Here is a 25,874-nt window from a genome sequence, read left to right on the forward strand (position 1 = left end):
TGCTATTTAATTGAGTGCTTTTTATTCACTCAAAACTGGATTGAAGTAGTAATCAAACAGCCCGAAATACTTTTTTATTTCGTTTCTTTGGTTAAGTCCTCGACCGATTAGTATTGGTCCGCTCCGTACATCACTGCACTTCCACTTCCAACCTATCTACCTGATCATCTCTCAGGGGTCTTACTTTCTTAAAGAAATGGGAAATCTCATCTTGAGGTGGGCTTCACACTTAGATGCTTTCAGCGTTTATCCCTTCCCTACATAGCTACCCAGCAATGCCCTTGGCAGAACAACTGGTACACCAGCGGTAAGTCCATCCCGGTCCTCTCGTACTAAGGACAGCTCCTCTCAAATTTCCAACGCCCGCGACGGATAGGGACCGAACTGTCTCACGACGTTCTGAACCCAGCTCGCGTGCCGCTTTAATGGGCGAACAGCCCAACCCTTGGGACCGACTACAGCCCCAGGATGCGACGAGCCGACATCGAGGTGCCAAACCTCCCCGTCGATGTGGACTCTTGGGGGAGATAAGCCTGTTATCCCCAGGGTAGCTTTTATCCGTTGAGCGATGGCCCTTCCATGCGGAACCACCGGATCACTAAGCCCGACTTTCGTCCCTGCTCGACTTGTAAGTCTCGCAGTCAAGCTCCCTTCTGCCTTTACACTCTGCGAATGATTTCCAACCATTCTGAGGGAACCTTTGGGCGCCTCCGTTACTCTTTAGGAGGCGACCGCCCCAGTCAAACTGCCCACCTGACACTGTCTCCCACCACGATAAGTGGTGCGGGTTAGAGGGTTCATAACACAAGGGTAGTATCCCACCAGCGCCTCCACCGAAACTAGCGTTCCGGGTTCATCGGCTCCTACCTATCCTGTACATGTGGTACAAACACTCAATATCAAGCTACAGTAAAGCTCCATGGGGTCTTTCCGTCCTGTCGCGGGTAACCTGCATCTTCACAGGTACTAAAATTTCACCGAGTCTCTCGTTGAGACAGTGCCCAAATCGTTACGCCTTTCGTGCGGGTCGGAACTTACCCGACAAGGAATTTCGCTACCTTAGGACCGTTATAGTTACGGCCGCCGTTTACTGGGGCTTCAATTCTGAGCTTCGCCGAAGCTAACCCATCCTCTTAACCTTCCAGCACCGGGCAGGCGTCAGCCCCTATACTTCATCTTTCGATTTTGCAGAGACCTGTGTTTTTGATAAACAGTCGCTTGGGCCTATTCACTGCGGCTGACCGAAGTCAGCACCCCTTCTCCCGAAGTTACGGGGTCATTTTGCCGAGTTCCTTAACGAGAGTTCGCTCGCTCACCTTAGGATACTCTCCTCGACTACCTGTGTCGGTTTACGGTACGGGCAGTTGTTTTCTCACTAGAAGCTTTTCTTGACAGTGTGACATCAGGAACTTCGGTACTATTATTTCCCTCCCCATCACAGCTTGTCCGTACAGAGTAAAGCATTTGACTCTACTCAAGACTTACTGCTTGGACATGCACTTCCAGTCGCATGCATTCCTTAGCCTCCTGCGTCCCTCCATTGCTCAAACAAAAACAACTGGTACAGGAATATCAACCTGTTGTCCATCGCCTACGCCTTTCGGCCTCGGCTTAGGTCCCGACTAACCCTGGGCGGACGAGCCTTCCCCAGGAAACCTTAGTCATACGGTGGACGGGATTCTCACCCGTCTTTCGCTACTCATACCGGCATTCTCACTTCTAAGCGCTCCAGCCGTCCTCACGATCGACCTTCAACGCCCTTAGAACGCTCTCCTACCATTACACCAGAGGTGTAATCCACAGCTTCGGTAATATGTTTAGCCCCGGTACATTTTCGGCGCAGGGTCACTCGACTAGTGAGCTATTACGCACTCTTTAAATGGTGGCTGCTTCTGAGCCAACATCCTAGTTGTCTGTGCAACCCCACATCCTTTTCCACTTAACATATATTTTGGGACCTTAGCTGGTGGTCTGGGCTGTTTCCCTTTCGACTACGGATCTTATCACTCGCAGTCTGACTCCCGGATATAAATGAATGGCATTCGGAGTTTATCTGAATTCGGTAACCCGAGATGGGCCCCTAGTCCAAACAGTGCTCTACCTCCATCATTCTTAATTCCGAGGCTAGCCCTAAAGCTATTTCGGAGAGAACCAGCTATCTCCAAGTTCGTTTGGAATTTCTCCGCTACCCACAGCTCATCCCCGCACTTTTCAACGTACGTGGGTTCGGTCCTCCAGTGCGTTTTACCACACCTTCAACCTGGCCATGGGTAGATCACATGGTTTCGGGTCTACGACTACATACTCATTCGCCCTATTCAGACTCGCTTTCGCTGCGGCTCCGGCTCTTCACCTTAACCTCGCATGCAATCGTAACTCGCCGGTTCATTCTACAAAAGGCACGCCATTACCCATTAACGGGCTTTGACTTGTTGTAGGCACACGGTTTCAGGATCTATTTCACTCCCCTTCCGGGGTGCTTTTCACCTTTCCCTCACGGTACTGGTTCACTATCGGTCATTAGGGAGTATTTAGCCTTGCGGGATGGTCCCCGCGGATTCCGACGGAATTTCTCGTGTTCCGCCGTACTCAGGATCCTCCTAGGTGTTGCCAACATTTCGTCTACGGGGCTATTACCCACTTTGGCGAACCTTTCCAAGTTCTTCGACTATCTTGACAGACTACCACAACGGAGTCCTACAACCCCAACAAGCAAGCTTGTTGGTTTGGGCTTTTCCCGTTTCGCTCGCCGCTACTCAGGGAATCGAATTTTCTTTCTCTTCCTGCAGGTACTTAGATGTTTCAGTTCTCTGCGTCTACCTCTAACCAGCTATGTATTCACTGGAAAGTAACATCCTATAAAAGATGCTGGGTTTCCCCATTCGGAAATCTCTGGATCATAGCTCACTTACAGCTCCCCAAAGCATATCGGTGTTAGTCCCGTCCTTCATCGGCTCCTAATGCCAAGGCATCCACCGTGCGCCCTTATTCACTTAACCTTATGATCTTACGATCAATTGTTTGGTTCGTTTCTCTAGCGATAGAGGCGTCACCAATAAAATAAGCTTCGAACAGTTAATTAACTCTTCAACGCGGTGTTCTCGGTTTGTTTTGATTACTTTTTTACTTCAATATCCAGTTTTCAATGAACAATCTTAATAACCTAACGGTTACTAATGGAGCCTAGCGGGATCGAACCGCTGACCTCCTGCGTGCAAAGCAGGCGCTCTCCCATCTGAGCTAAGGCCCCATAATGCTATTAATTTAAGAGTAAACCTCTCAAAACTGAACAAAGTATCGACGAATGTGTAAGTTTCCGTAATATTCCTTAGAAAGGAGGTGATCCAGCCGCACCTTCCGATACGGCTACCTTGTTACGACTTCACCCCAATCATCTATCCCACCTTAGGCGGCTGGCTCCACAAGGGTTACCTCACCGACTTCGGGTGTTACAAACTTTCGTGGTGTGACGGGCGGTGTGTACAAGGCCCGGGAACGTATTCACCGCGGCGTGCTGATCCGCGATTACTAGCGATTCCGGCTTCATGTAGGCGAGTTGCAGCCTACAATCCGAACTGAGAGAAGCTTTAAGAGATTTGCATGACCTCGCGGTCTAGCGACTCGTTGTACTTCCCATTGTAGCACGTGTGTAGCCCAGGTCATAAGGGGCATGATGATTTGACGTCATCCCCACCTTCCTCCGGTTTGTCACCGGCAGTCTCGCTAGAGTGCCCAACTGAATGATGGCAACTAACAATAAGGGTTGCGCTCGTTGCGGGACTTAACCCAACATCTCACGACACGAGCTGACGACAACCATGCACCACCTGTCACTTTGTCCCCGAAGGGAAAGCTCGATCTCTCGAGTGGTCAAAGGATGTCAAGACCTGGTAAGGTTCTTCGCGTTGCTTCGAATTAAACCACATGCTCCACCGCTTGTGCGGGCCCCCGTCAATTCCTTTGAGTTTCAACCTTGCGGTCGTACTCCCCAGGCGGAGTGCTTAATGCGTTAGCTGCAGCACTGAAGGGCGGAAACCCTCCAACACTTAGCACTCATCGTTTACGGCGTGGACTACCAGGGTATCTAATCCTGTTTGCTCCCCACGCTTTCGAGCCTCAGCGTCAGTTACAGACCAGAGAGTCGCCTTCGCCACTGGTGTTCCTCCATATATCTACGCATTTCACCGCTACACATGGAATTCCACTCTCCTCTTCTGCACTCAAGTCTCCCAGTTTCCAATGACCCTCCCCGGTTGAGCCGGGGGCTTTCACATCAGACTTAAGAAACCGCCTGCGCTCGCTTTACGCCCAATAAATCCGGACAACGCTTGCCACCTACGTATTACCGCGGCTGCTGGCACGTAGTTAGCCGTGGCTTTCTGGTTAGATACCGTCAAGGCAAGAGCAGTTACTCTCCTACTTGTTCTTCTCTAACAACAGAGTTTTACGATCCGAAAACCTTCTTCACTCACGCGGCGTTGCTCGGTCAGACTTTCGTCCATTGCCGAAGATTCCCTACTGCTGCCTCCCGTAGGAGTCTGGGCCGTGTCTCAGTCCCAGTGTGGCCGATCACCCTCTCAGGTCGGCTATGCATCATGGCCTTGGTGAGCCGTTACCTCACCAACTAGCTAATGCACCGCGGGTCCATCCATCAGTGACACCCGAAAGCGTCTTTCAAATCTACACCATGCGGTGTTGACTATTATGCGGTATTAGCACCTGTTTCCAAGTGTTATCCCCCTCTGATGGGTAGGTTACCCACGTGTTACTCACCCGTCCGCCACTCCTCTTTTCAAATGAGTGCAAGCACTCGGTAGAAAAGAAGCGTTCGACTTGCATGTATTAGGCACGCCGCCAGCGTTCGTCCTGAGCCAGGATCAAACTCTCATAATAAAAGTTGAACACAATCCGAAGATTGTTAAGCTCATTTGGTTGCTAGCATATTGCTTCGCTTTGTTAAAAATTGTTGTTTGTTTTTACCGTTGTAAAAACAACCTACACATTTGGTTCGTCTTACTTTGTTCAGTTTTCAAAGGTCTACTGTGTTACCTCGCAGCAACTTTTATATCATATCAAATCTCCGATTCAATGTCAACACTTTTTTTAAAAAGTTTCAAAGTTTTTTCTGCTTGATGTTATCGAATGTTTTGCGACAACTTCATTAGTTTATCAGGTTATTTGTTATTTGTCAACAACTTTCTTCCTGATCTTTCAAGTTTTTTTAGAACCTGAAACGTTATTCTATTTTTGTCATTCAGCGCATTTCATCAGTGCCTTGCGACAAGATATAATATACCAAGTTTTTCTTTGTTGGTCAACCATTTTTTTCTTAAAAGTTTAAAATCTTTTCGCTTATATTTCTTCTCACTATCTACACTTTCGTATTTGAGATATAAATTTGATTTAAGCTTGCCATTTTTGTTGAAATACCAATTAATCACGATTGTTTCTCAAAAATCATAAGAAAATAGTTCGAATTTTTCATTATTCGAATCTCTTGCACTTCCAATGTTTATGAATTCATTTTCTTGATAGAACTGTATTAATTTCTGATTACTGGCTAAACAATCCAAACGCAACTCAGATACTTCATCACTAAATTTCGATTTTAAAGTATTCAACAATTCTTTCCCATAAGATTTTCCTCTATACATCGGACGAACAATTACGCGATGTAGGTAGTAGGCTGCTTGATCAAATCCAAAATTGTTCCAAAGTAGTTTGTCCCACTCAGATGGTGTTTTCCAAGCAATCGTCATTCCTATTAATTGATTCTTACTATTATAGAAGAAGTAAACTTCACCTTTTGCAACAGCCTCTACTAACCCATGCCTGTCTTCTCCTTGTAAAATATCTGACCATTGATCACTTCCTGTTTCTTTAAGCCATTCAGCACTTTCTTTCAATAAACACATAGCTATTTGTGTTTCTTCTATTGTTGCCTTGTTTAATTTCATAATAATTATCCTCTACAAAATGTATTTAAAAAAACGGGACAAAACTAGTGTTTAGTTTTGTTCCGTCCTAAAATCAGGAATAAAAAGTGTACAATAATAACATCTTCTTATTTTTTATGTATCTGTTTTGTTTTAAAACATCGGTACTCCTTCAATATCATAAGAAGCTAGTAAATTTTTTAATTCAGATGGTTTTTCCCATACGTACCTGTCATCAATCTTAGGAACTACATGTTCCTCATTCATTTCAAACACAAATAAAGGCATATTTTCAGCATCTGTATGTGCATTTGTTAACTCGACCAAATTAATTGAAGTAACATCTAGTTGAATTTCTTCTTTAAAAACTTGCAACATGCTCGCTAATCCTGTCATATCTTCAGAAACTTTTGTTGTAACAAACGCCATTGACTCCCCAACGGGATGAACAAGAAACTTTTTCGAACCGTCATTTAAGTTCAGCATAATAGTACCAGCGACTTTTTTGTTAGACAAAACATCCACCTCAATTAATTTTTGTTTTCATAAACTAGGGAAATTGTACCATATTTTCTGAAAAAAAACAGAATTATTTCTCAAGCAGTGCATTCATTGCTTCATCAGTCCAAATCGGAAGCTCTTTTTCTAAGGTTTCAAAACCGATTTTCTTATTTTTATTCGTGAAATATTTTTTTCGTCGATGATTTGGTTGTTGTATTTGGCTCTCCAACGTCCTCAATGACAAACTGATTTTTTTTGAATATTCATCGATATCGATTACTTGAACGTGCACTTTTTGTCCAACGGTCAATAAACTATGAATGTTTTTAGTATAACCAGCTTGTACTTCTGAGACATGTATCAATCCCTGAATTGTATCATTTAATGAAACAAACGCACCGTAAGGCTGTAAACCTGTAATAGCTCCCTCAAGAATCATCCCTATTTTATATTCCATACTATTTATCCTCTTTTCGTTATCCAATCAAAATGATTTTCTCAATTAAAATAATATCATGTTCCTTTAAAAAGTGCATGAATTTATTTCCAGTATTATTACATTATTTATTATTAATTTTTTTGTTCATATTCTATTCAAACTACATTATACTATAGTTAAGTCTTGGTTAACGAAAAATGTTTTCAAATAGAAAGGAAGATTTGAATGGTAGAATTTGATGTAGTATATAACCGCCGTGATACGAATTGTTCTAAGTGGGATTCCATTAAAGACACATATAAAGAAGGAGACTTATTACCACTTTGGATAGCTGATATGGATTTTAAAGCGAATCCGCAGGTACTTGATGCATTAAAGAGTACAGTGGCACAAGGTATTTTAGGTTATTCTTCTGCCCCAGATTCATTATATGAAGCAATCCAAAGCTGGCAGAAACGCCATCATGATTATTTTGTTAGTAAAGAGGCGATTCTTTTCAATAGCGGCGTTGTACCTAGCCTCTCTTTGGCTATCCAAGCATATACTGAACCTGGTGATACAATTTTAATTCATGATCCTGTTTACCCTCCCTTTGCCAAAGTTGTTGAACAAAACAATCGAAAACTGGTTCGTAGTCCTTTACTAATAGCCCAAGAACACTTTATTATGGATCTAGAAGAGCTGGAAAAACAAATCGTTGCTGAAAATGTGCGTCTTTTCATTCTTTGTAATCCTCATAATCCTGGTGGACGTGTTTGGACGAAAAATGAGCTGGAGGATTTTGGTAAACTATGTGCGAAACATGATGTGCTTGTCGTCAGCGATGAAATCCATCAAGATTTAATTTTCGATCCTCATGTGTTTACAACGTTCATGAATGTTCATTCAACATTTAAAGACTTCTCGATTACTTTGACTGCAGCAACAAAAACGTTTAATTTAGCTGGCATTAAAAACTCAATGGTTTTCATCGAAAATCATGATTTACGCAAAAAATTTATCGAAGCTCAAGAACAAAATTTCCAGAATGAGATTAATACTTTCGGCTATGTAGGAACTGAAGCTGCTTATCGATATGGCGATAATTGGTTAAAAGAGTTACTAGCTTATCTAAAAGAAAATATTGATATCGTTAGTAAATTTTTGAAAACTGAACTTCCTGAAGTTAAAATGATGCATCCAGAAGGAACATATTTGATCTGGCTAGATTTTTCAGCTTTTAATTTGACTGACACTCAACTACAAAAACAACTCGTACACACGGGGAAAGTCGTACTAAATCAAGGGATCACTTTTGGTCCAACTGGTACACAACATATGCGCTTAAATGTTGCTTGTCCGAAAGAAACACTTTTAGAAGGGTTACGGAGAATCAAATATTCTTTTGAATAAAACTAAAAGTGACTGGGAAATAACTCTATGAGTTACAACCCAGTCACCTAAAATCCGAATAAACGGCAGGAGCAGAAGCAAACTCTTCTGTCCCAACCTCATTTTGGAAATTGTAAGGCTGTTATTCGCTAATTTCGACTGTATCGATGACTACATCAAATGTTGGACGATCTTGAGAGTCTCTTTGTACTCCACCGATTTCATCGACTACATCCATACCTTCTACAACATGACCAAAGACTGTATGACGGAAATCCAACCAGGGGGTTCCGCCTTTTTTGTAGGCTTCAATCACTTCTGTAGGAAATCCTGCTCCTTCAAGTTGCCCCATCATATTTGCTGGAACATTTTGATTGTTTACGATGAAAAATTGGCTGCCGTTAGTATTTGGACCAGCATTTGCCATTGATAGTGCACCACGTAAATTGAACACATCTTTTGAAAATTCATCTTCAAATTTTTCGCCATAAATACTTTCGCCACCCATACCTGTTCCGGTAGGATCGCCACCTTGGATCATGAAATCAGGAATAACACGATGAAAAATCACACCATCGTAATAGCCCTTTTTCGCTAGTTGAACAAAGTTTTCAACTGTTTTAGGTGCATTTTCTGGAAAAAGTTGAACAGTAATATCTCCACGGTTGGTTTTTATCACAGCTTTGGGACCTTTTACATTCGCTAAGTTTAATTGTGGAAATTCTGACATAGTTATTTCCTCCTCGTTAATTTTTTACTTACTCATAATATCATAAACAACTTCACTTGAAAATTCCAACATCTTTGATACTCTTTAAAGAGAAGCTTTTTTCACAAACTCTTACTTGCTTTTTTCTGTTACTAATGATATTTTGTGAAAAACGATATACTGCATTTTTGGTTTCATTTTATCATAGTCGAAAACTTTTTTATTATAGTAACTGGAGGTAATATTGATGTCTGATTCAAAAAACATTTATGATCTAACTATTGTTGGCGCAGGTCCTGTTGGTCTTTTCGCCGCTTTTTATGCAGGGATTCGTAAAGCGAAAACAAAAATCATTGATAGTTTGCCCCAACTTGGAGGACAACTTTCTACGCTTTACCCTGAAAAATATATTTATGATATTCCCGGTTTTCCCGCAATTAAAGCCAGTGAACTGATCGGAAATTTGGAAAAACAAATTGCTCCTTTTGCTCATAAAACTTGTTTAGAAGAAGAAGTGAACAATTTGGTTCAAGAAGATGGTCACTTGCGTATTGAGACATCAAAAGGTGTTCACTACTCAAAAGCAGTTATTTTCGCAATCGGAAACGGCTCATTTCAACCACGACGCCTAACGATTGATGGCGCTAAAGAATTGGAAGGTAATCACGTTCATTATTATGTTACAGATATGAATAAATTTTCTGGGAAAAAAATTGCTATAGCTGGTGGTGGCGATTCTGCAATTGACTGGGCTTTGATGTTGGAGCCAATTGCAGAAGAAGTTTCGATTATTCATCGTCGACCTGAGTTTCGTGGACATGAACACAGTGTAGATAATTTGAAAAACTCTGATGTAGCCATCTACACACCTTATGTTATCGATCAGCTATTAATAGAGAATAATTCATTCAAAGGTATTCAATTGAAAGAAACCAAAGCAGATAATTTTGAAAAACTTGATTTGGATTCTTTAATCATTAATTATGGATTTACTTCATCATTGAGTCATTTAAAGGACTGGGGATTAGATGTTAGTCGAAACGCGATCGAAGTTAATTCGGATATGTCGACAAATATTCCTGGAGTTTACGCTGTTGGTGATATTTGTAATTATGACGGAAAAGTAAAACTGATCGCCACAGGATTCGGTGAAGCTCCTACTGCAGTAAATAATGCACTGCATTTTATTAAGCCAGATACAAGAACACAACCTATGCATAGTACTAGTCTATTTGAAGGAAAAGAAGCGAAAATGCTTTAATAAAAAAAGGAACTTGCCGTTTATCAGTAAGTTCCATTTTTTTACTTCATTTCTTCCTGCCAAAGTAAAATAGCTTTCTTTATATTTTCAACAAGCTCTTCTGGTGTGCCCCCCGTAATACGTTCTCCTTCAAATAAAACAAAGAATGTTTGGGCACAAAGAACACACTCATTCATACAAGAATAAGAAATCACGTCGCCATTTTCTTCTATGAATAGATCATTTAATAGCAGTTCTCCGCCTTTAGCTAAATTTTGTTCACAACACTCTATTAGTGGATTCATTGATTTTCTCCTTGCCTTTTTATCTTTAGATAGTATACCATTGATGTATTATAAGTTTAAAAATGATGCATTGGAGGAGTTTTATTTTGGTAATAAAAGGTGAAACGTTAGAGAAGAAGGCTCGTCAGTTGTTAAAAGACCGAGGTGTCGAGATAGAAGATTTGGCAGATCTTGTTTTCTTTTTGCAAAAACCTTACATGAAAAATCTTGATTTAACAACTTGTATAAAACATATTGATAGTGTTTTATCGAAACGCGAAGTCCACAACACGATCATTACTGGTATTCAATTGGATATTTTAGCTGAAGAAAAAAAATTACTTCATCCTTTACAAGAAATTTTAGAAGAAGATGAAGGTCTTTACGGTATTGATGAAATTTTAGCACTTTCGATCGTGAATGTTTATGGCTCAATTGGTTTTACAAATTATGGCTATATTGATAAAGTAAAACCTGGTATTTTAGCCAAATTGAATTCTCACGAAGGACCTCATGTTCATACTTTTTTAGATGATATCGTCGGTGCTATCGCTGCAGCTGCAGCTAGTCGGTTAGCTCATTCTCAACCTGATAAAAGCGTGATCACACAATGATTTTTCGTACAAAAAGATAATATAAAATTTCTTAATCAATGTTAGTACCTACTTATACAAAGAATTCTGCTCTTTTTTATATTTTTAATAGCTTTTCAATTGCATCGATAGTAACTCTTACATTATAATAAGTTTAAAGTATACGACATCCTCTTATACTTATGTTTAAAGTTACCACTATAGGCAAAAAGAGTTCCTTCTGATTTTAAATGAACCTTTTTTTCGGTAATTGATTTTCTTCCCCAATAGATAAATCAAATGCCTATAGTGGTAAACTTTATTCAACATACATCAGTCGTTAAATCATACCTACATGTAATCAACAAGGATGTTAAAAGCAAGAAATAGAAGTAAAAAATTAAAAAAACGGCATCAGAATTTCTTCCAATACCGTTGTATTGTTTAACTAGTAAAAGCTAGAATATTCATCTTCTCGTGTATTTTTAGGGATAGATATTTTTCTGAGACTTGAGTACAATAAATCATGTTAGTGCTTTTGTATTGACGAGAGTAACTTGATCAGTCAGTGTCCGCTGACTTTTCAGGGCTTCCCAGTTTGGCGTTCACCAAACTGGGAAGTGCTTTTTTTATTTTATTCGTTCACTTCCATCCTGTAATTATTGTACAAGATGGATGAATGTTTCGTAATGCTGATTCTACTTTGTTGTTTCATTAAAAATCGATTTTATTTAATAAATAATAAACGGAAGGCTTTTATCATTATTTTTTAAATAAGTAGAAATTCTTGTTAACCTAAGATTATTTAGTTTAATTACTTAAAAATCATTGATTATGATTACTGACTTGTCGATACAGTCATTTTGAGTGCTTGTAATGGATCAAGGTGTTGAATCGTGTAGACTGTCATCCCTTTTTGCCAAACCACCGAATTTGTTTGATAATTATCACTTACACTAGCTGTTAAAGATATTTGTCCAACATTTTGAGGAGCTGGGAGCATCGCAGTCTCTAAATAAGCCACAGCTTCTTTTGCTAAAGGTTCAGCTACTTCTCCCCCTATATTTGAAGCTCTAACAACCATGCTCCAATTTCCTTCTTGCCATGATAAAAAGCTAGAACCTGCGGCACCTTGTTGATATCCCGTAATTCCATACCCTAAATCGATCTGACTTCCACCATTATCAATAATTTGATTGACAGCTCCTGCAGCAGCTGCATTTGAAGCATAGGATTTTTTCTCGAATGAGGCGATTGGTTGTAAGTCATTGACTACAAGATCATTGATCGCAATCCCATGGTTTTCAGCATAGTATAAAATTCTAAAATTCCCTTGATCAGCAGTACCCGTAGTTGCAGCAGTCAAATACTCAGCTGTTTGGCTTGTTAATATTGCTTGTGGTAACTGGTCATTTGGAAAGTCTTTATTTAGCTGATTTAAAATGGTATCCGCTTGTTTTGCAGGTACACTATTTTCTGTTTTAACCGCAGATTGGCTTTCACTTGTCTTTGTTTCTGATGATGACGATTTTGTTAACGTTTGGCTTGTACTGGATTTTGTAGTTGCTTTACTCGTTGATTTGACGGTTTGACTAGTTTTTTCGGTACTTTTAGCTGTAGTTGAACTTTCAGCACTCTTACCTTTCCCTCCACAAGCAACTAGAGATAGACCTGCGAGTATTATCAACGAATAGATGTATTTCTTTTTCATTTTTCGTCCTCCTAGTAATTTCTTTTCTTTAGTTTATCATTAAATAATAGAATACTCACTTCATAAGATTAATCGATTCAATGGCAGGCATAAAAAAATGGAAACAAAGAAAGAGAAGCTATATTCCATCTTTAAAATGTCGGAAGACATCGATGGAATACCCTTCTCGTAAAGTTGATACTTAATGAATAAACGTCAGGAATCGTTAATTAATCGTTATTCTCATTAATCATTGTTCAAACAAATGATATTGTCTCGTTCAATTTTTATCTTCTAATTTTTCGGATAAATTTTCAACTAATTTTGTTAATTCATCTACTTTATTATTTAACTGTTCTATACCTTCGTTTGTCATTATAGTCTTTTTCTTATTCATTTTTTTGTCTTTAAAATAATTTGTTATTGTGGATGTTAATATACCAATAAAGCCGATACCAAACAGCATTGTTATAGCAGCTATAATTTTCCCCAAGCCCGTTTCCGGCACTATATCTCCATAGCCTACGGTCGTCATTGTTACAATGCTCCACCAAATACTGTCCTCATAACTGATGTTTTCAACCACACTAAAAAAACCACTTCCTACAAATACAATACAAGCACTAGCATACAATGCGTATATAAATCCGTTTCTATATAAAATACTATTCTTGTTATGACCTAATTTTGCTAATAAACTTACGATTCTAAATATTCTATTTGATTTTGCTAAGATGCCGATATTCAAAAAACTTAAAGGAATGATTGCTAGTAAATCGAATATATTCTCTATGAAGTACTTTTTTTTATTCGTTGATAGTATTAACCTCACTAAATAACTAATAGTGAATAATAGCAATATAGAGGTATCTATTACATTATAAGGAAAACTGCTAATGTTAATTATACCTGCCAAACTCAATATAAAAAGAAATATCCAAAAAAAAGTTAGTGTAAAATCACCTATGACATAAAGTTTATGTGAAGTCTTTTGACTCAAATTAATTCATCTCCTCTAAAAATATATAATTATTTGCATTTAAGAACTGTTCATACGTTTATTCGTTTGTTTCTGGTATTTGAAATAGTACTTTCCTTCAATCCATTACTTCGAATTTATCCTGCATTTTTCTAAATTTATTAAGCAATTTAGATTTGTTTTTTTCGTTTACTTCATTATTATTAAAAATTATTAAAAAATTTTACTTTAAACATCTAATCACATTATCTATCTTAATATTAAAAATCTCAACTAAATACTAGGCAACTTGTCACAGAGATATAAAAAGAAAAAATTCATTCGCTAAATGGAAAGCTATATACGTATACTCCTATTCACAATATGCTTTATTACTTTTTCTTGTGGAGTTTATCAATCAAAAAAAGAGTCCTCGGATTAGAGCACTCCTAAATCTTCACAAACTATAATAACCATCACGTGTAAGCAAATCAATCAAACGTTTAATAAATATCTCTTTCCCTTCACTTCTCGCTAGATAATCAACATGATAAACTTCAGCTACAACTTCAATGATTCTTGGAAAAATCCGATTAAATACTAGTGAATCACTTTTTCTAACTGCCAAAGCAAGCACCAATTCAATCTTTTTACCACCCCAATCCATCCGTCCACTTGACTGAATCACCATAATTCCTGTTTGCAATGCATCATACTTTATTGCATGGGGAATCGCAATTTTACTTGGAAAAGCTGTGGAAGAAAGTAGCTCCCTTTCTTCTAACTCCTTTTTAAATTTTTTTTCAACATAGCCATTCTCTAAAAAAACAGCCATAATCTTCTCAAAAATCAGCCCTCGATCTAGATCCTGGTGCAACTGCAAATAGAAATCCTCTGAAATCCATTCGGGAAGTGTCTCCCATAAAAACTGTCGATACTTTTCATAATAAATCAGCTCGATTTTCAATCTTACCTTATTTATATCATTATTAGTAACAAACTCCTTGATCGTGACAATTTCTTTATACATACACAAGTTAGGAATCTCGTTTTTTCCAAAAGTCGTCAGCACCAAATCAGCTTTAATTAAGTTCTCAGTTTGTGAAAAATCCTCATAAACATTCATAATCTTAAGATCTTTCGCAAAGTTTTCCAACAATTTTGAAGTTATCTTTTTTTCCATATGCAAATAAGAAGGTGTCACAATAACGGTTTGGAGCTTTTTATCTTCCTCCGTCTTATTATCTATAAAGGTGCCTATATGCAAAGCAAGAAAGGAAATCTCATCTTCATTGATCTCAATTTTCAATTGCTCTGACAATAACGATGCCATATAAACCGCAATATCAAAAAGAATCGGGTATTTTATTTTAATATCGAGCAAGTTAAAATTTCTAAAGGAACGATTCTCTTGTGCACGATTATACAAATTTTGTACGTGATAAATTAATTTTTGTCGAAACTGATTATCTGAAAAATCTAATAAATAGACAGTGGAAATTCCTTCTAAAACGGTATCTAATATCGGATATAGTTCTTTACTGATATAACCATCGCAAACTTGAGGATCATGCTTGATTTCTGAGTAACATAATACTACTAGCTCTAACCTATCCTGACTATGTAGCTCTATGTTAAAGTTTTTTTTTAACTCTTCACAAATTAAATTAATCACTTTTTCAGTCGTAGAATGCTGATAATTAACTAGTAATTTATTGGATGTTTTCGACTCATTTAACTCAGCTGATTTGACTTTGGAGCGATCAATAGCTACAACTAAATGAAGAATAAAATTTTGAAAAAAGTAAGTATTCAGTAAGAGATCATACTTTTTAAACGCCTTACGAGAAATCTTCATCACATTGCTTAAATTTAAATCTCCAAGAAATTTCTGAATATCCTCTCTAAAAGACGTCCCTTGCGAATGCTGCTCCTTAATCAATTCCACTATTAAATCACGTTTCTTCTTTTCACTTCCTGTTAAAATATATCGGCTTTGCTTTTGATAAATCTTCAGTTTATACTTCTTAGCTATCGAACTAAGCGCAGCTAAATCAGAGCGAATCGTAGCATCTGAAACATAAAGTGAGTCTGCTAAATCAAACAACTCTATCCCTCTATCTCCACTTTTAAAAAGCCGACGAAGAATATGAAAGCGACGGTTATTCATTGAATTACCTTTTGGATGAATAGAGTGGATGCTTTTAAATAGATTCATGCGATAACCTTCACGACTAGACTCAATCAGAAGCGGATCTTCAGCATTGATTTTCTGAATGTAAGAACGAATCGTTCTATCTGTCACACCTATAATTTCCGCTAGCTTCTTAGCTGACACATAATTTTCAGTCTCCTGTTTACGCAAATAACTTATGAGCGTATCTATTTTGTTCATCAAACACTCTTCCTTTTTATAAATTTTTGCACCGCCTGATTCAATCACAGATTTATACCAATCAAAGCTTTCTTTTTTCATACGCTTTTTTGTCCCATTCCCGTCATCATCTATATCCACATAAATAAAACCATAACGTTTTGACATTTGTTGTGAGGAGCAGCTGACGATATCAATGGGTCCCCAAACACAATATGCAATAATTTCTGCGCCATCATAAATCGCGCGACCAACTTGCTCGATATGGTCACCTAAATAACTAGTACGATAATCATCACGTATTATATCATCCTCAATTTTATCATACATACCTAAACCATTTTCAGCAATGAGAATTGGCTTTTGATATCGATCCCAGTATTGAGAGAGCGTATTGTATAAGCCTTGCGGATCAATTTCCCAGCCCCAAGGATTAGAAGCTAAATAAGGATTAGGCGTAATAGAATCAGCTTTATTTATATTTTTAGCTGAATCCACCATTTGAGAAAAGTAATAGGAAATTGCTAAATAATCCATGGGGTTCTCTTTTAAAATACGCAATTCGTTTGCTGTTATATCAACGGAAATTTGATTTTCTTTAAAATAGTTCCAAACAAATTTAGGGTATTCGCCTCTAAATTGCACATCAGTGAAAAAATATTGCATGCGATTATGTTGCATGGCTAATACAATATCATCAGGTTTGCATGAGTACGGATACGTTGTGCCATCTGCTACCATTGTACCTACCTGTACATCTGCATCAAGTGTTTTTGCATAAGCTCTGACTTTAGCTGCTGCTACTAATTGATGATGCACTCCTTGATATTCTGCTTGCTCTATATTTTCGTATTTGTCCTTACAAATACCTAATGATAACCATGGTTCTACCTGTATCATATTAATTTGATTTATTACAATCCAATACTTCACCTTATGGGAAAATCGATCTAATAAGCATTTACCATATCGTTCAAACAGTTGAATTACTTCTTTATTTGTCCAGCCACCGTACTTTAACGTTAAATGAATAGGCATTTCATAATGAAGCATTGTAATAATAGGCTCCATTCCTAGCGAACGTATTTTATCAATCAGCTTTTCATAATATTCTAAAGCCACTTCATTTGGTAGGCTTTCATCCCCATTTGGAAATATCCGAGACCAATCAATTGACGTTCTAAAAGCTTTAAGACCCATTTCCGCCAATAATTCTAAGTCGCTATCATACGTATGATAAAAATCAATACCGTAACGTTTTGGGAAAAAGTGGCTAGTATCTTCCAAACCTTTTTTTACCATTGTTGATGTCATACCTTGTTTTTCTAATCTCTGAATTTCTTCATTGGACAAGCCTTTCAAATAAGGTTGTACATCCGAAGAATTAGGTTTTTTACCGTCGACTGTATAAGCTCCCTCGGATTGACTCGCAGCAATAGCCCCTCCCCATAAAAAATCTTTAGGAAAATCTGCATATTTATTTGCTCTCATATTTATTCTTCCTCCATTAACTCTTTATCTATTGCAAGTGCTTGTTTATCATAAATTTTAAAAAATGGTAGATAAATTAACCATGAGACAATAAAAATAACGAAAACTAATAAAATTCCTGCAATTGATCTTGTCATAATCCAACTTTGAATGACTGTTGGTACATACCATAACTGAAAAGGTTGATAAGGGATTGGCACGAGTCCAAGATTTAATGAGAACCAAACAATCAGCGGTCCAAGCAAGCCATTAATCCACATGGGAATCATTAAAATCGGATTGAACGCAATCGGTGTACCGAAAATAATCGGTTCATTAATGTTAAAAACAGAAGGAATAATTGACGCTTTCCCAATCATACGTAATCTAGAAGATTTCGCCATAAATGCCAGCATAATACATAAAGATAAGGTTGTACCTCCGCCACCGATTAAAAATAAATTAACGGCTTCGCTGGTATAAATCAAAGAGGCTGAACCACCTGCTGCGACTGCCCTTTGATTCTGAGCAATTGCAGGAAGTGTAATTGCAATTTGCACAGGATAAAGCACCCAACTTGAGATACCAAATGTGTACAAAAAAGAAAAAGCCAAGAAGTTGATGATCAAAAAGCCCCAGAAGCCACCACCTAAATGAATTAAAGGCTCAAATAAACTATTAATTGCTTCAGAAAGATTTATTTGCAAGTGAAAAGTAAAGAACCAACCGATTAACAAAATAAGTGTAATGGGGATCAGTGTGTTAAACCAAACTGCTACAAAATCTGGAATCGCTGACTCTTCACCAATCAATTTCCATTTAGAAAAAAAGTGCATCACAACTCCAACAAATGTTCCTGCAATCAGTGCTGCAATCATTCCACCCGTTCCAAATAAATTCAAATCAAAAGAAATAATTCCTTCAGCACTAATACTTGGAAAGACAATGATTAAAAAAAAAGCAACTCCTGCTAAACTTGCCTGTTTTTCAACATCAATATGCTTTTTATGTTTCATCACAGATTGTGGAATCAAAAAGGAAAGAAATAATGAGAATAATCCAAATGAAAATGTACTAATCATCGAAAGGTCCGGAAACAGATTCCAATAATCGTGTACAATTGAAAAAATCGTTGCAAAAGAGCCAATGAAAACTAGTGGCATTGATGTTAAAATTGCATCTTGAATGGAAGCTACCCAACTATTTTTAGCAATCTTATTTACTTTGGGAGAAAATCTATCCGTCATCCACTCCATAAATTTATCCATTTTTTTATCCTCCTATTTTTTGATAAATTTTAATAATTTCTTTCATCATATTTATTTCGGACATAACCGTCATCAAAGTATCTTGAGCATGACCAAATAAGGGGGAATAAGGAACTGTTAGTCCGTCAGCTTCTTTTTGTAAGGTATCGGTTTGAGATTTATGAGCTTCAATAATTTCTTTACTTGCCAATTGCAATAATTCTTCTGACTCGTTAAAAAATCCGCTCGATGCTTTACCAACTGCCTGAAAAATATAATCACGTGCATTCCCCGCATGCAAGATGACTTGCATCGATAATAAGTTTAATCCTTCTCTATCAATAGATTTCATTATTCTGCCTCCTCTTGCAACGTTTTTTTCGCAAAATTAATTAGACCGTTACCATCTAATGCTCCATAGACACGTTGCGGAATTAGTCCACATTTAATTCCTTCAGTGGTACAAATTTCCTTCACATCATCTATCATGTATTTTAAATGCGGAGCAATTAGTAATAAATCATATTCTGATAAATTCTCAGAAAGTTCCGATTCGCTACGTGCTTTTATCTCATAATCTAGTTCCTTCTTTTTTGCTGCTGTTCTAGCTGCAGCCGCCATAAATCCTGATGAGGCTCCTGTGCCACACATTAATAAAATTTTTTCAGTCATAAAAATTCCTCCTTGCTTAAAAAACGTAATGGGTTTATCCAACTTCAACTGAAAGACAAGAAACATTGATTGTGACGATTTTTGTCATGCTCTATTTTATTTCTTCTTCAAGAAGCTAGACCCTACAGATCGGTAACTTTATTGTTAAATCCATCATAGCAAGCGTATGAAGCAAATACATTTATTTATCTTTCCTATTACTAGGAAGAGAGGAAAAATGGGTAGATACAAATAAAATAAGACATTCCCATAATCGAAAATGTTGAGAAAGCAAGAACTTGATAGAAGAGTCTTTTCTTTCCGTTTTTGAGTAGATTAAAATAATAGTTAGTATCATATTGAAACGGTGTTGAATTTTTATAGCCTATTTTTAACCACTATATTGATATCTATATTTAGTATGATATAGTTAATCTATAAAAATAGTTTGTAGTAAGTCCACGCTCTATTTAGGAGGAGTTATGAAAAAATTAAATTACTTCTTTTTGCTTCTCTTTTTAGTTATCTTAATTGGTTGTAGGCAAGAATCGGAACCAAAAATTGATAAAAAAAAGATTGATACTAAGACAATCCAAAAAGTTGTCGGAGAATGGAAAGATGATAGTTACGATTATGATAACTATATAATTACAAGTGATAATAGAATAATTGATTTTAATTCAACAATTTTGATAATTGATTTTACTGAAGATAACAGAATCTATAGTCATGAAAAGAATGATGAAAAATTTCATTACGACTTTGTCATCGAAAAAAACAGTTTAATAGTACATCGTTCTTATGAGATAGAACAATCTTCGAATGAACCCCTCGTTGGTGGATCCTTAGCTCCTCTCACACTGATGAAAGAAGTAAAGATGTCCAGAACTAATATCTTAGGTGATTGGAAACCGCTTGAGAATGATTCCATCAAGTCTATTCGAATTGAAACCTCCTTCGACTTTAGTAGATATAATATTATAATTACTAAAAATGATGGTTCCACAAAAATTGAACTTCTGTCTCTCATTTCTGAAAGAAAAAACGCCGAATTTCATTTTACTAATGAGAACTCAACAATGAATTATCTTTTCTCAAACTATGATAATTCTAAGTTAACCATTACACCTATTAACATTGAAAATGATACTGAAGTTCCAGAAAAAGCTTGGAATTTAAAAAGAATTAGCGGATGATAGAATAAAAAAAGGGGCGGATCAGAATATATCGCATACTATACTCTATTGAAAATGCTCTAAAGAATTTATTTAGAACAAAAGAATTATTTTTGACCTTTATTATAATTTTCTTAATTGGTTGTTTTATTTTTACCAGTTATTATTTATTAAACTTTTTTCATTCTTGGAAAATCTTATTAGCAGACGAAAAAAATTTTATCGCTTTGATTCCTATAAATATTTTTCAGTTCTTAATAGCTATTATTTTTTGTACCCTATTTACTTTTTTAATTTTATATACTAAAAATACGTTTCGGTCATTTTTCTTAATTCAAAAAAATGATATTCTAACAATGAGTTTTATTGGAATTTCTTTTCCTACATTGAGTTTTGAATTTGCCATTCAACCTGTCATTTGCTTGAGTTTACTCTTACCTCTTTCTGCTGTCATTGGAAGAAAAATTGTTAACAAATTTATTTCAGATTTTATGAGCAATCTTAATTTGACCCTAAATACTCATAATGAATTGTTTTTTATAATTTTATTTATCTCATTTCCCTGCATACTAGTATTCTTTTCCATATTCTTCTTTATCAGACGAATGATAAAACTATGAAAAACGATGACATTTAACGCTTTTGAAACCGCTTCATCCATTTTAAATATTAAACTTGACTAACAATGCATATTGGGAAATGATATTGTCAAATTACAAACTTCTTTCATGCGATCTCGGACTAATAGATCAACCACATCATTTTTTCCTGATTTTTTAAGGAATCAAATGGCTGGGCCTCACTCTCAGAAAATGCATCTGGTACAGGTTGAATAGCTTGTTGTAATAAGTGAAACTGTTTTTTGGTTCTTCTACCAACTTGCTTACTTTATTTTTCCATTCCAAGCTCATCTTGAACGCATTAGAGAATAGTGCTTTTTCAGATAAACAAAGAAGCGTAGATGAATTTTCCCTCTACGCTTCCATTCATAGCTATTCGATTTAATTATTTGGAGTTTGTTCACCAACATTAGTTGACACAGAGCCATTTTTTTATTTTTTTAATTGTTGATGCGCAGTTTTCACAATTTTTTCGATATCAACTACATCTTCACTAATTCCTTTACCATCTGTTGAAGTCAAGTAAGCTAAAAATTCAATGTTTCCTTCTCCACCAGTAATAGGCGAATAATCTAAGCCACTAACTGAATATCCATGTTCTTTAGCAAATGAAAGGATATCATTTAAAACAAATTCATGTGTTTCAGGTTCACGAACAATCCCTTTTTTTCCTACTAGTTCTTTGCCAGCTTCAAATTGGGGTTTGATCAATGCAACCACTTTACCATCTGATTTCAAAATTTTATGCAAGGGAGGTAAAATCAATTTCAAAGAGATAAATGATACATCAATAGTGGCCATATCTGGAATACCTTCTTTAAAGTCTTCTGGTGTGCTATATCTGAAATTCGTCCGTTCCATCACAACGACTCGTTCATCTTGACGAATTTTCCATGCTAATTGATTGTAGCCAACATCCAAAGCATAGCTCAAGCGTACGCCATTTTGTAAAGCCACATCAGTAAATCCTCCCGTAGAGGAACCAATATCCAACATGATTTTGTCCGTCACATCTAATTCAAATACATCCAATGCTTTTTCCAGTTTCAACCCGCCACGAGAAACATACGGCAATGTTTGGCCTTTTACTTGAAGTGGTGTTTCAATCAAAATTTTCTCGCCAGGTTTATCTAATCGCTCATTTTTATCGTTATAAACAAGTCCTGCCATCACTGCTCGTTTGGCCTTTTCTCTTGTTTCAAATAATCCTTGAGTAAACGCTAAAATATCGACGCGCTCTTTTTTCATAAGTGCCCTCTTTCTATCCTAACCGCAATTGTTCTAAGAATTCTTGTAATAATTCAGAATGAAATTCCGAACTGTTTTTTTTAATTGTAGCTAACGTATCGCTGCCTATTGTTAATTGTTCATTTAGCGCTTCTCTGGCACCTTCTAATCCCAGCAAACTTGGGTACGTGCTTTTGTTTAAGGCTTCATCACGTCCAACTTGCTTGCCTAATTCTTCTTTTGAACTCGTTGCATCCAGCAAGTCATCTTTGATCTGAAAAGCTAAACCTAAATGTTTGGCAAAAATGCCTAATAAATCAACCACTTCTTCTGGTTGCTCAGCTAAAATGCCACCGGCTAAAAGAGCAAACTCAATCAAAGCCCCTGTTTTCTTTTCGTGAACATCCACTAGTTCAGCTAACAACAATGATCGTTTTTCTCCTTGTAAATCCCCAGCTTGCCCTGCGACCATCCCTTGTGTACCAGCCGCCTTGCTTAATAGCTGAATCAACAATATTTTTTGATTTGACTCGATTTGACTGAGCGCTACTAATTGAAAAGCAGCAGTAAGCAGACCATCGCCTGCTAAAATTGCATGGGCTTCACCAAAGACTTTATGATTTGTTGGTTTCCCACGACGTAAATCATCATCATCCATCGCTGGCAGATCATCATGGATCAACGAATAGGTATGAATCATTTCTAAAGCTGCTGCAACTTGATAATCCTGTGTCTGTACGTTTTTATTGAATGAACGAATCGCTGCTAACACTAAAAGCGGGCGAAACCGTTTTCCCCCAGCATGGATTGAATACAACATTGCTTCTTTTAACTGCTCATTTGTAGTATAGTCATTGATAAAATTTTCCATTTCTTTTTCAATAAGCGGTAAACTTTGCTTACGAAAATCATCGAAAGCTTCCATCAATTATCCTCACTCTCTTCAAATGAGACTTCTTCATTTTGTTCTGTCATGACTTTTGTCAGTGTCTTTTCAGCCTTTTCTAACGTATCCTGACACTGCTTACTTAAAGCCATCCCTTCTTGAAAAGCGACTAGCGCTTCTTCTAAAGGAACATCTCCACGCTCTAAACGTTGGACGATTTCTTCTAATTCGATTAACGATTCTTCAAATGTTTTTTCGACTGCTTTTTCTTTAGCCATTTTTTTACTCCTCTTCAGCGGATGTTATTTTTTCAATCACCGTATCTACTACACCATCTACATAATGGATTTGAATATTTTCTTTCGGTTGCAGTTCATTGACTGATTTGATCACTTGCTGTTCTTTGGTCGTGTAGCTATATCCTCGGCCCATGATTTTTAATGGACTTAACAAATCCAGTTGTTGAACAGCAGAAGTGAATTGTTTTTCTTTATCTTTCATGTATTGTTCCATACGATCATGAAGCGATTGGTTTAAATACTTGAGTTTCTGCTGTCCTTCTCTGATTTGACCTTGGGGCGTTTGTTGCCTAAACTGGGCAATAATTTCTTGCGCTGTGCGTTGTTTTTGATGATAAACAGTTTCCATCGATTGAATCAAACGTTGTGTCATTCGATCTAATTTAATTGTTTGTGCTTCATATAAACGGTCTGGTTGTTTGAATACATATGAATTTTTCAACCGTTGATATCGTTCATTTTTTTGTTGTAATTGATAGAGAAAACTTTGCTCTAAGCGAGTTTGCCGATCGTTGATTTTTAGTAGTTCTTCATTCAATACCGGAACGGCTAATTCTGCTGCTGCAGTCGGCGTTGCAGCTCTCACATCAGCTACCATGTCAGCAATCGTTACATCTGTCTCATGTCCTACTGAAGAAATAACTGGTGTCTTTGCCTCATAAATCGCTCTAGCCACTCGTTCTTCATTAAACGGCCATAAGTCCTCGATAGAACCGCCGCCACGACCAAGAATCATCGTGTCAAAAGTCCCTAATTCTTCAATGCGGTGAATATTGCGGGCAATATCATCAGCAGCCTGATCTCCTTGCACTAACGTGGGAAATAAAACAAGCTGGGCAATCGGGTATCTTCGTTTTACTGTTGTAATGATATCTCGAATAACGGCTCCGCTAGGACTTGTAACAACGGCAATCCGTTTAGGATATCTTGGCAACATTTTTTTAGGCCCTTCAAATAAACCTTCTTTACCTAATTTCTCACGCAACTCTGCCAAAGCTTGATACAAAGCCCCCACGCCATCTGGCTCCATATGCTCTACATAGATTTGATAAGATCCGCCACTTTCATACAATGAAATACGACCAACTAAAAGAACTTTCATTCCTTCTTTTGGTTGAAATTTCAACTTTTGAAACGCCGATTTAAACATGATTGCGGAAATCTTCGCCCCATCATCTTTTAAACTAAAATACTGATGAGCATTAGGACGCAAGCGAAAATTGGACATTTCCCCAGTTAAATAAACCCGTTCCAAATATGGATCAGCATCAAATTTACGTTTTAAATATTTTGTTAAGGCTGTAACTGTTAAATATTGCTGCTCCATCTTCTCACCTTACTTTTGTTTTTTAGCGGCCTCTACCGTTTGATACATCAACATTGTGATCGTCATTGGTCCAACGCCTTTTGGTACTGGCGTAATAAAGCTTGCAATAGGGGACACTTCATCGAATTTTACATCGCCGATCAATTTTCCATTCTCGTCTCGATTCATACCAACATCTATCACAACTGCACCAGGTTTTATAAATTCTTTTGTCACAAAATGCCCACGACCAATCGCCACAACTAGAATATCTGCTTCTCTAGCCATAGCAGGTAAATCAACGGTTCTAGAATGCGCGATCGTAACCGTAGCATTTTTCATCATCAGCAGTTGTGCCATTGGTTTTCCAACTATATTACTTCGTCCGATCACAACTGCTCGTTTGCCTTCTAAGTCAATATTATAAGCTTCAAACATTTTCATGATGCCGTATGGTGTACAAGGAATCATCGTTGGTTCCCCAATAAACAGTTGCCCCATATTCATTGGATGGAAACCATCGACATCTTTTTTAGGATCTACAGCTAACAACACTTTTTCTTCATCAATGTGCTTTGGTAACGGCAACTGAACTAATATGCCGTGATAGTCTTGATCTTGATTGTATTGTCCGATTACAGCAAGCAGTTCTGCTTCTGAAATGGTTTCAGGCAAACGTTCGATTTTTGAGCGGATACCGATTTTAGCTGCTGCTATGTCTTTATTTTTTACATACGTTTGACTTGCTTGATTTTCACCAACTAATAAAACAACTAAACCTGGACGAATGCCTTTTTTTTCAAGTTCTTGCACTTCTTCTTTGATTTGCGCCTGCATTTTATCTGCTAGTTCGCGGCCGTTGATTAACTCTCCCATAAGCTCACTCCTCGTTTTTATCTATATTGTTTTATTTTAGCAT

Annotated in this window: 20 protein-coding genes, 1 tRNA gene, 2 rRNA genes and 1 pseudogene; 4 read left to right on the forward strand and 20 right to left on the reverse strand. The window is 37.2% G+C overall.

Features of this window, described 5'->3' with window-relative positions; all coding sequences use genetic code 11:
- Positions 1–87 precede the first annotated feature (87 nt).
- From AC4BBR_RS13220 to AC4BBR_RS13245, 6 genes are all read right to left on the reverse strand, one after another.
- Positions 88–2,999: ribosomal RNA gene (locus AC4BBR_RS13220) — 23S ribosomal RNA — on the reverse strand.
- Between the two features lie 178 nt (positions 3,000–3,177).
- Positions 3,178–3,250, reverse strand: a tRNA-Ala gene (locus AC4BBR_RS13225).
- Between the two features lie 82 nt (positions 3,251–3,332).
- Positions 3,333–4,893: ribosomal RNA gene (locus AC4BBR_RS13230) — 16S ribosomal RNA — on the reverse strand.
- The 16S and 23S rRNA genes sit together here with 1 tRNA gene alongside, the layout of an rRNA operon.
- 557 nt (positions 4,894–5,450) lie before the next feature.
- Positions 5,451–5,957 (reverse strand): GNAT family N-acetyltransferase, encoded by a 507-nt coding sequence (locus AC4BBR_RS13235; protein ID WP_490459978.1) that lies wholly within the window; start codon positions 5,955–5,957, stop codon positions 5,451–5,453.
- Between the two features lie 132 nt (positions 5,958–6,089).
- Positions 6,090–6,461 (reverse strand): hypothetical protein, encoded by a 372-nt coding sequence (locus tag AC4BBR_RS13240; protein WP_490459979.1) that lies wholly within the window; start codon positions 6,459–6,461, stop codon positions 6,090–6,092.
- A 64-nt stretch (positions 6,462–6,525) separates the two neighbouring features.
- Positions 6,526–6,894 carry a CvfD/Ygs/GSP13 family RNA-binding post-transcriptional regulator gene (locus AC4BBR_RS13245; protein ID WP_490459980.1) on the reverse strand — a complete coding sequence of 123 codons (369 nt, stop codon included), beginning with the start codon at positions 6,892–6,894 and terminating at the stop codon, positions 6,526–6,528.
- 207 nt (positions 6,895–7,101) lie between these two features.
- Between AC4BBR_RS13245 and AC4BBR_RS13250 the strand changes: the two genes are divergently transcribed.
- Entirely contained in the window at positions 7,102–8,268 is a 1,167-nt protein-coding gene (locus tag AC4BBR_RS13250) for a MalY/PatB family protein (protein WP_490459981.1), read from the forward strand.
- Between the two features lie 121 nt (positions 8,269–8,389).
- Here AC4BBR_RS13250 and AC4BBR_RS13255 read toward each other — a convergent pair whose 3' ends face one another.
- A complete protein-coding gene (locus AC4BBR_RS13255) occupies positions 8,390–8,977 on the reverse strand; it encodes a peptidylprolyl isomerase (protein WP_490459982.1) in 588 nt (195 codons plus the stop codon).
- A gap of 226 nt (positions 8,978–9,203) precedes the next feature.
- Between AC4BBR_RS13255 and AC4BBR_RS13260 the strand changes: the two genes are divergently transcribed.
- Entirely contained in the window at positions 9,204–10,217 is a 1,014-nt protein-coding gene (locus tag AC4BBR_RS13260; protein ID WP_490459983.1) for an NAD(P)/FAD-dependent oxidoreductase, read from the forward strand.
- A 41-nt stretch (positions 10,218–10,258) separates the two neighbouring features.
- On the opposite strand, the gene AC4BBR_RS13265 is transcribed toward AC4BBR_RS13260, so the two are convergent.
- Entirely contained in the window at positions 10,259–10,501 is a 243-nt protein-coding gene (locus AC4BBR_RS13265; RefSeq protein WP_490459984.1) for a DUF1450 domain-containing protein, read from the reverse strand.
- 86 nt (positions 10,502–10,587) lie between these two features.
- Here AC4BBR_RS13265 and AC4BBR_RS13270 point away from each other — a divergent pair, with 86 nt between their 5' ends.
- Complete coding sequence (locus AC4BBR_RS13270; RefSeq protein WP_490459985.1) at positions 10,588–11,094, forward strand: phosphatidylglycerophosphatase A family protein; 507 nt, start codon at positions 10,588–10,590, stop codon at positions 11,092–11,094.
- 796 nt (positions 11,095–11,890) lie between these two features.
- Here AC4BBR_RS13270 and AC4BBR_RS13275 read toward each other — a convergent pair.
- The 7 genes and pseudogenes from AC4BBR_RS13275 to AC4BBR_RS13305 all read right to left on the reverse strand — a co-directional run bounded on the left by AC4BBR_RS13275 (position 11,891) and on the right by AC4BBR_RS13305 (position 19,463).
- Positions 11,891–12,763 (reverse strand): hypothetical protein, encoded by an 873-nt coding sequence (locus tag AC4BBR_RS13275; RefSeq protein WP_490459986.1) that lies wholly within the window; start codon positions 12,761–12,763, stop codon positions 11,891–11,893.
- A gap of 259 nt (positions 12,764–13,022) precedes the next feature.
- Complete coding sequence (locus AC4BBR_RS13280; protein ID WP_490459987.1) at positions 13,023–13,742, reverse strand: potassium channel family protein; 720 nt, start codon at positions 13,740–13,742, stop codon at positions 13,023–13,025.
- A 415-nt stretch (positions 13,743–14,157) separates the two neighbouring features.
- Positions 14,158–16,095, reverse strand: a complete 1,938-nt coding sequence (locus tag AC4BBR_RS13285; protein WP_490462125.1) for a BglG family transcription antiterminator — start codon at positions 16,093–16,095, stop codon at positions 14,158–14,160.
- Positions 16,096–16,116: 21 nt separating this feature from the next.
- Positions 16,117–17,565: pseudogene (locus AC4BBR_RS13290) on the reverse strand (glycoside hydrolase family 1 protein); the annotation flags it as partial.
- A gap of 2 nt (positions 17,566–17,567) precedes the next feature.
- On the reverse strand, positions 17,568–18,812 hold the full coding sequence (locus AC4BBR_RS13295) for a PTS sugar transporter subunit IIC (RefSeq protein ID WP_490459988.1): 1,245 nt from the start codon (positions 18,810–18,812) through the stop codon (positions 17,568–17,570).
- A 4-nt stretch (positions 18,813–18,816) separates the two neighbouring features.
- Complete coding sequence (locus AC4BBR_RS13300) at positions 18,817–19,143, reverse strand: PTS lactose/cellobiose transporter subunit IIA (RefSeq protein WP_490459989.1); 327 nt, start codon at positions 19,141–19,143, stop codon at positions 18,817–18,819.
- The gene (locus AC4BBR_RS13305) at positions 19,143–19,463 is read right to left on the reverse strand and encodes a PTS sugar transporter subunit IIB (protein WP_490459990.1); all 321 of its coding nucleotides are present in this window, start codon (positions 19,461–19,463) and stop codon (positions 19,143–19,145) included. The genes AC4BBR_RS13300 and AC4BBR_RS13305 overlap by 1 nt, the downstream gene beginning before the upstream one ends.
- Before the next feature lie 461 nt (positions 19,464–19,924).
- Between AC4BBR_RS13305 and AC4BBR_RS13310 the strand changes: the two genes are divergently transcribed.
- The gene (locus tag AC4BBR_RS13310) at positions 19,925–20,638 is read left to right on the forward strand and encodes a hypothetical protein (protein WP_490459991.1); all 714 of its coding nucleotides are present in this window, start codon (positions 19,925–19,927) and stop codon (positions 20,636–20,638) included.
- A gap of 1,031 nt (positions 20,639–21,669) precedes the next feature.
- On the opposite strand, the gene AC4BBR_RS13315 is transcribed toward AC4BBR_RS13310, so the two are convergent.
- The 5 genes from AC4BBR_RS13315 to AC4BBR_RS13335 are packed head-to-tail and all read right to left on the reverse strand — an operon-like array spanning position 21,670 to position 25,831.
- Positions 21,670–22,485 (reverse strand): TlyA family RNA methyltransferase, encoded by an 816-nt coding sequence (locus AC4BBR_RS13315; RefSeq protein ID WP_490459992.1) that lies wholly within the window; start codon positions 22,483–22,485, stop codon positions 21,670–21,672.
- A gap of 13 nt (positions 22,486–22,498) precedes the next feature.
- Positions 22,499–23,389 (reverse strand): polyprenyl synthetase family protein, encoded by an 891-nt coding sequence (locus tag AC4BBR_RS13320; RefSeq protein WP_490459993.1) that lies wholly within the window; start codon positions 23,387–23,389, stop codon positions 22,499–22,501.
- Positions 23,389–23,628: an exodeoxyribonuclease VII small subunit gene (locus AC4BBR_RS13325; protein ID WP_490459994.1), complete on the reverse strand. Its 240-nt coding sequence runs from the start codon at positions 23,626–23,628 to the stop codon at positions 23,389–23,391. The genes AC4BBR_RS13320 and AC4BBR_RS13325 overlap by 1 nt, the downstream gene beginning before the upstream one ends.
- 4 nt (positions 23,629–23,632) lie before the next feature.
- Positions 23,633–24,976: an exodeoxyribonuclease VII large subunit gene (xseA, locus tag AC4BBR_RS13330; RefSeq protein ID WP_490459995.1), complete on the reverse strand. Its 1,344-nt coding sequence runs from the start codon at positions 24,974–24,976 to the stop codon at positions 23,633–23,635.
- A 9-nt stretch (positions 24,977–24,985) separates the two neighbouring features.
- Positions 24,986–25,831, reverse strand: coding sequence for a bifunctional methylenetetrahydrofolate dehydrogenase/methenyltetrahydrofolate cyclohydrolase (locus AC4BBR_RS13335; RefSeq protein WP_490459996.1), 846 nt, complete (start codon positions 25,829–25,831; stop codon positions 24,986–24,988).
- Positions 25,832–25,874: the final 43 nt, after the last annotated feature.

This window comes from Enterococcus sp. AMC1251 (assembly GCF_058216535.1).

Excerpts from the sequence above, each read along its gene's own strand:
- AC4BBR_RS13235 (WP_490459978.1), bottom strand. The coding sequence starts at position 5,957 with ATGAAATTAAACAAGGCAACAATAGAAGAAACACAAATAGCTATGTGT.
- AC4BBR_RS13245 (WP_490459980.1), bottom strand. The coding sequence starts at position 6,894 with ATGGAATATAAAATAGGGATGATTCTTGAGGGAGCTATTACAGGTTTA.
- AC4BBR_RS13250 (WP_490459981.1), top strand. The coding sequence starts at position 7,102 with ATGGTAGAATTTGATGTAGTATATAACCGCCGTGATACGAATTGTTCT.
- AC4BBR_RS13255 (WP_490459982.1), bottom strand. The coding sequence starts at position 8,977 with ATGTCAGAATTTCCACAATTAAACTTAGCGAATGTAAAAGGTCCCAAA.
- AC4BBR_RS13260 (WP_490459983.1), top strand. The coding sequence starts at position 9,204 with ATGTCTGATTCAAAAAACATTTATGATCTAACTATTGTTGGCGCAGGT.
- AC4BBR_RS13265 (WP_490459984.1), bottom strand. The coding sequence starts at position 10,501 with ATGAATCCACTAATAGAGTGTTGTGAACAAAATTTAGCTAAAGGCGGA.
- AC4BBR_RS13275 (WP_490459986.1), bottom strand. The coding sequence starts at position 12,763 with ATGAAAAAGAAATACATCTATTCGTTGATAATACTCGCAGGTCTATCT.
- AC4BBR_RS13285 (WP_490462125.1), bottom strand. The coding sequence starts at position 16,095 with ATGAACAAAATAGATACGCTCATAAGTTATTTGCGTAAACAGGAGACT.
- AC4BBR_RS13295 (WP_490459988.1), bottom strand. The coding sequence starts at position 18,812 with ATGGATAAATTTATGGAGTGGATGACGGATAGATTTTCTCCCAAAGTA.
- AC4BBR_RS13300 (WP_490459989.1), bottom strand. The coding sequence starts at position 19,143 with ATGAAATCTATTGATAGAGAAGGATTAAACTTATTATCGATGCAAGTC.
- AC4BBR_RS13305 (WP_490459990.1), bottom strand. The coding sequence starts at position 19,463 with ATGACTGAAAAAATTTTATTAATGTGTGGCACAGGAGCCTCATCAGGA.
- AC4BBR_RS13310 (WP_490459991.1), top strand. The coding sequence starts at position 19,925 with ATGAAAAAATTAAATTACTTCTTTTTGCTTCTCTTTTTAGTTATCTTA.
- AC4BBR_RS13315 (WP_490459992.1), bottom strand. The coding sequence starts at position 22,485 with ATGAAAAAAGAGCGCGTCGATATTTTAGCGTTTACTCAAGGATTATTT.
- AC4BBR_RS13320 (WP_490459993.1), bottom strand. The coding sequence starts at position 23,389 with ATGGAAGCTTTCGATGATTTTCGTAAGCAAAGTTTACCGCTTATTGAA.
- AC4BBR_RS13325 (WP_490459994.1), bottom strand. The coding sequence starts at position 23,628 with ATGGCTAAAGAAAAAGCAGTCGAAAAAACATTTGAAGAATCGTTAATC.
- xseA (WP_490459995.1), bottom strand. The coding sequence starts at position 24,976 with ATGGAGCAGCAATATTTAACAGTTACAGCCTTAACAAAATATTTAAAA.
- AC4BBR_RS13335 (WP_490459996.1), bottom strand. The coding sequence starts at position 25,831 with ATGGGAGAGTTAATCAACGGCCGCGAACTAGCAGATAAAATGCAGGCG.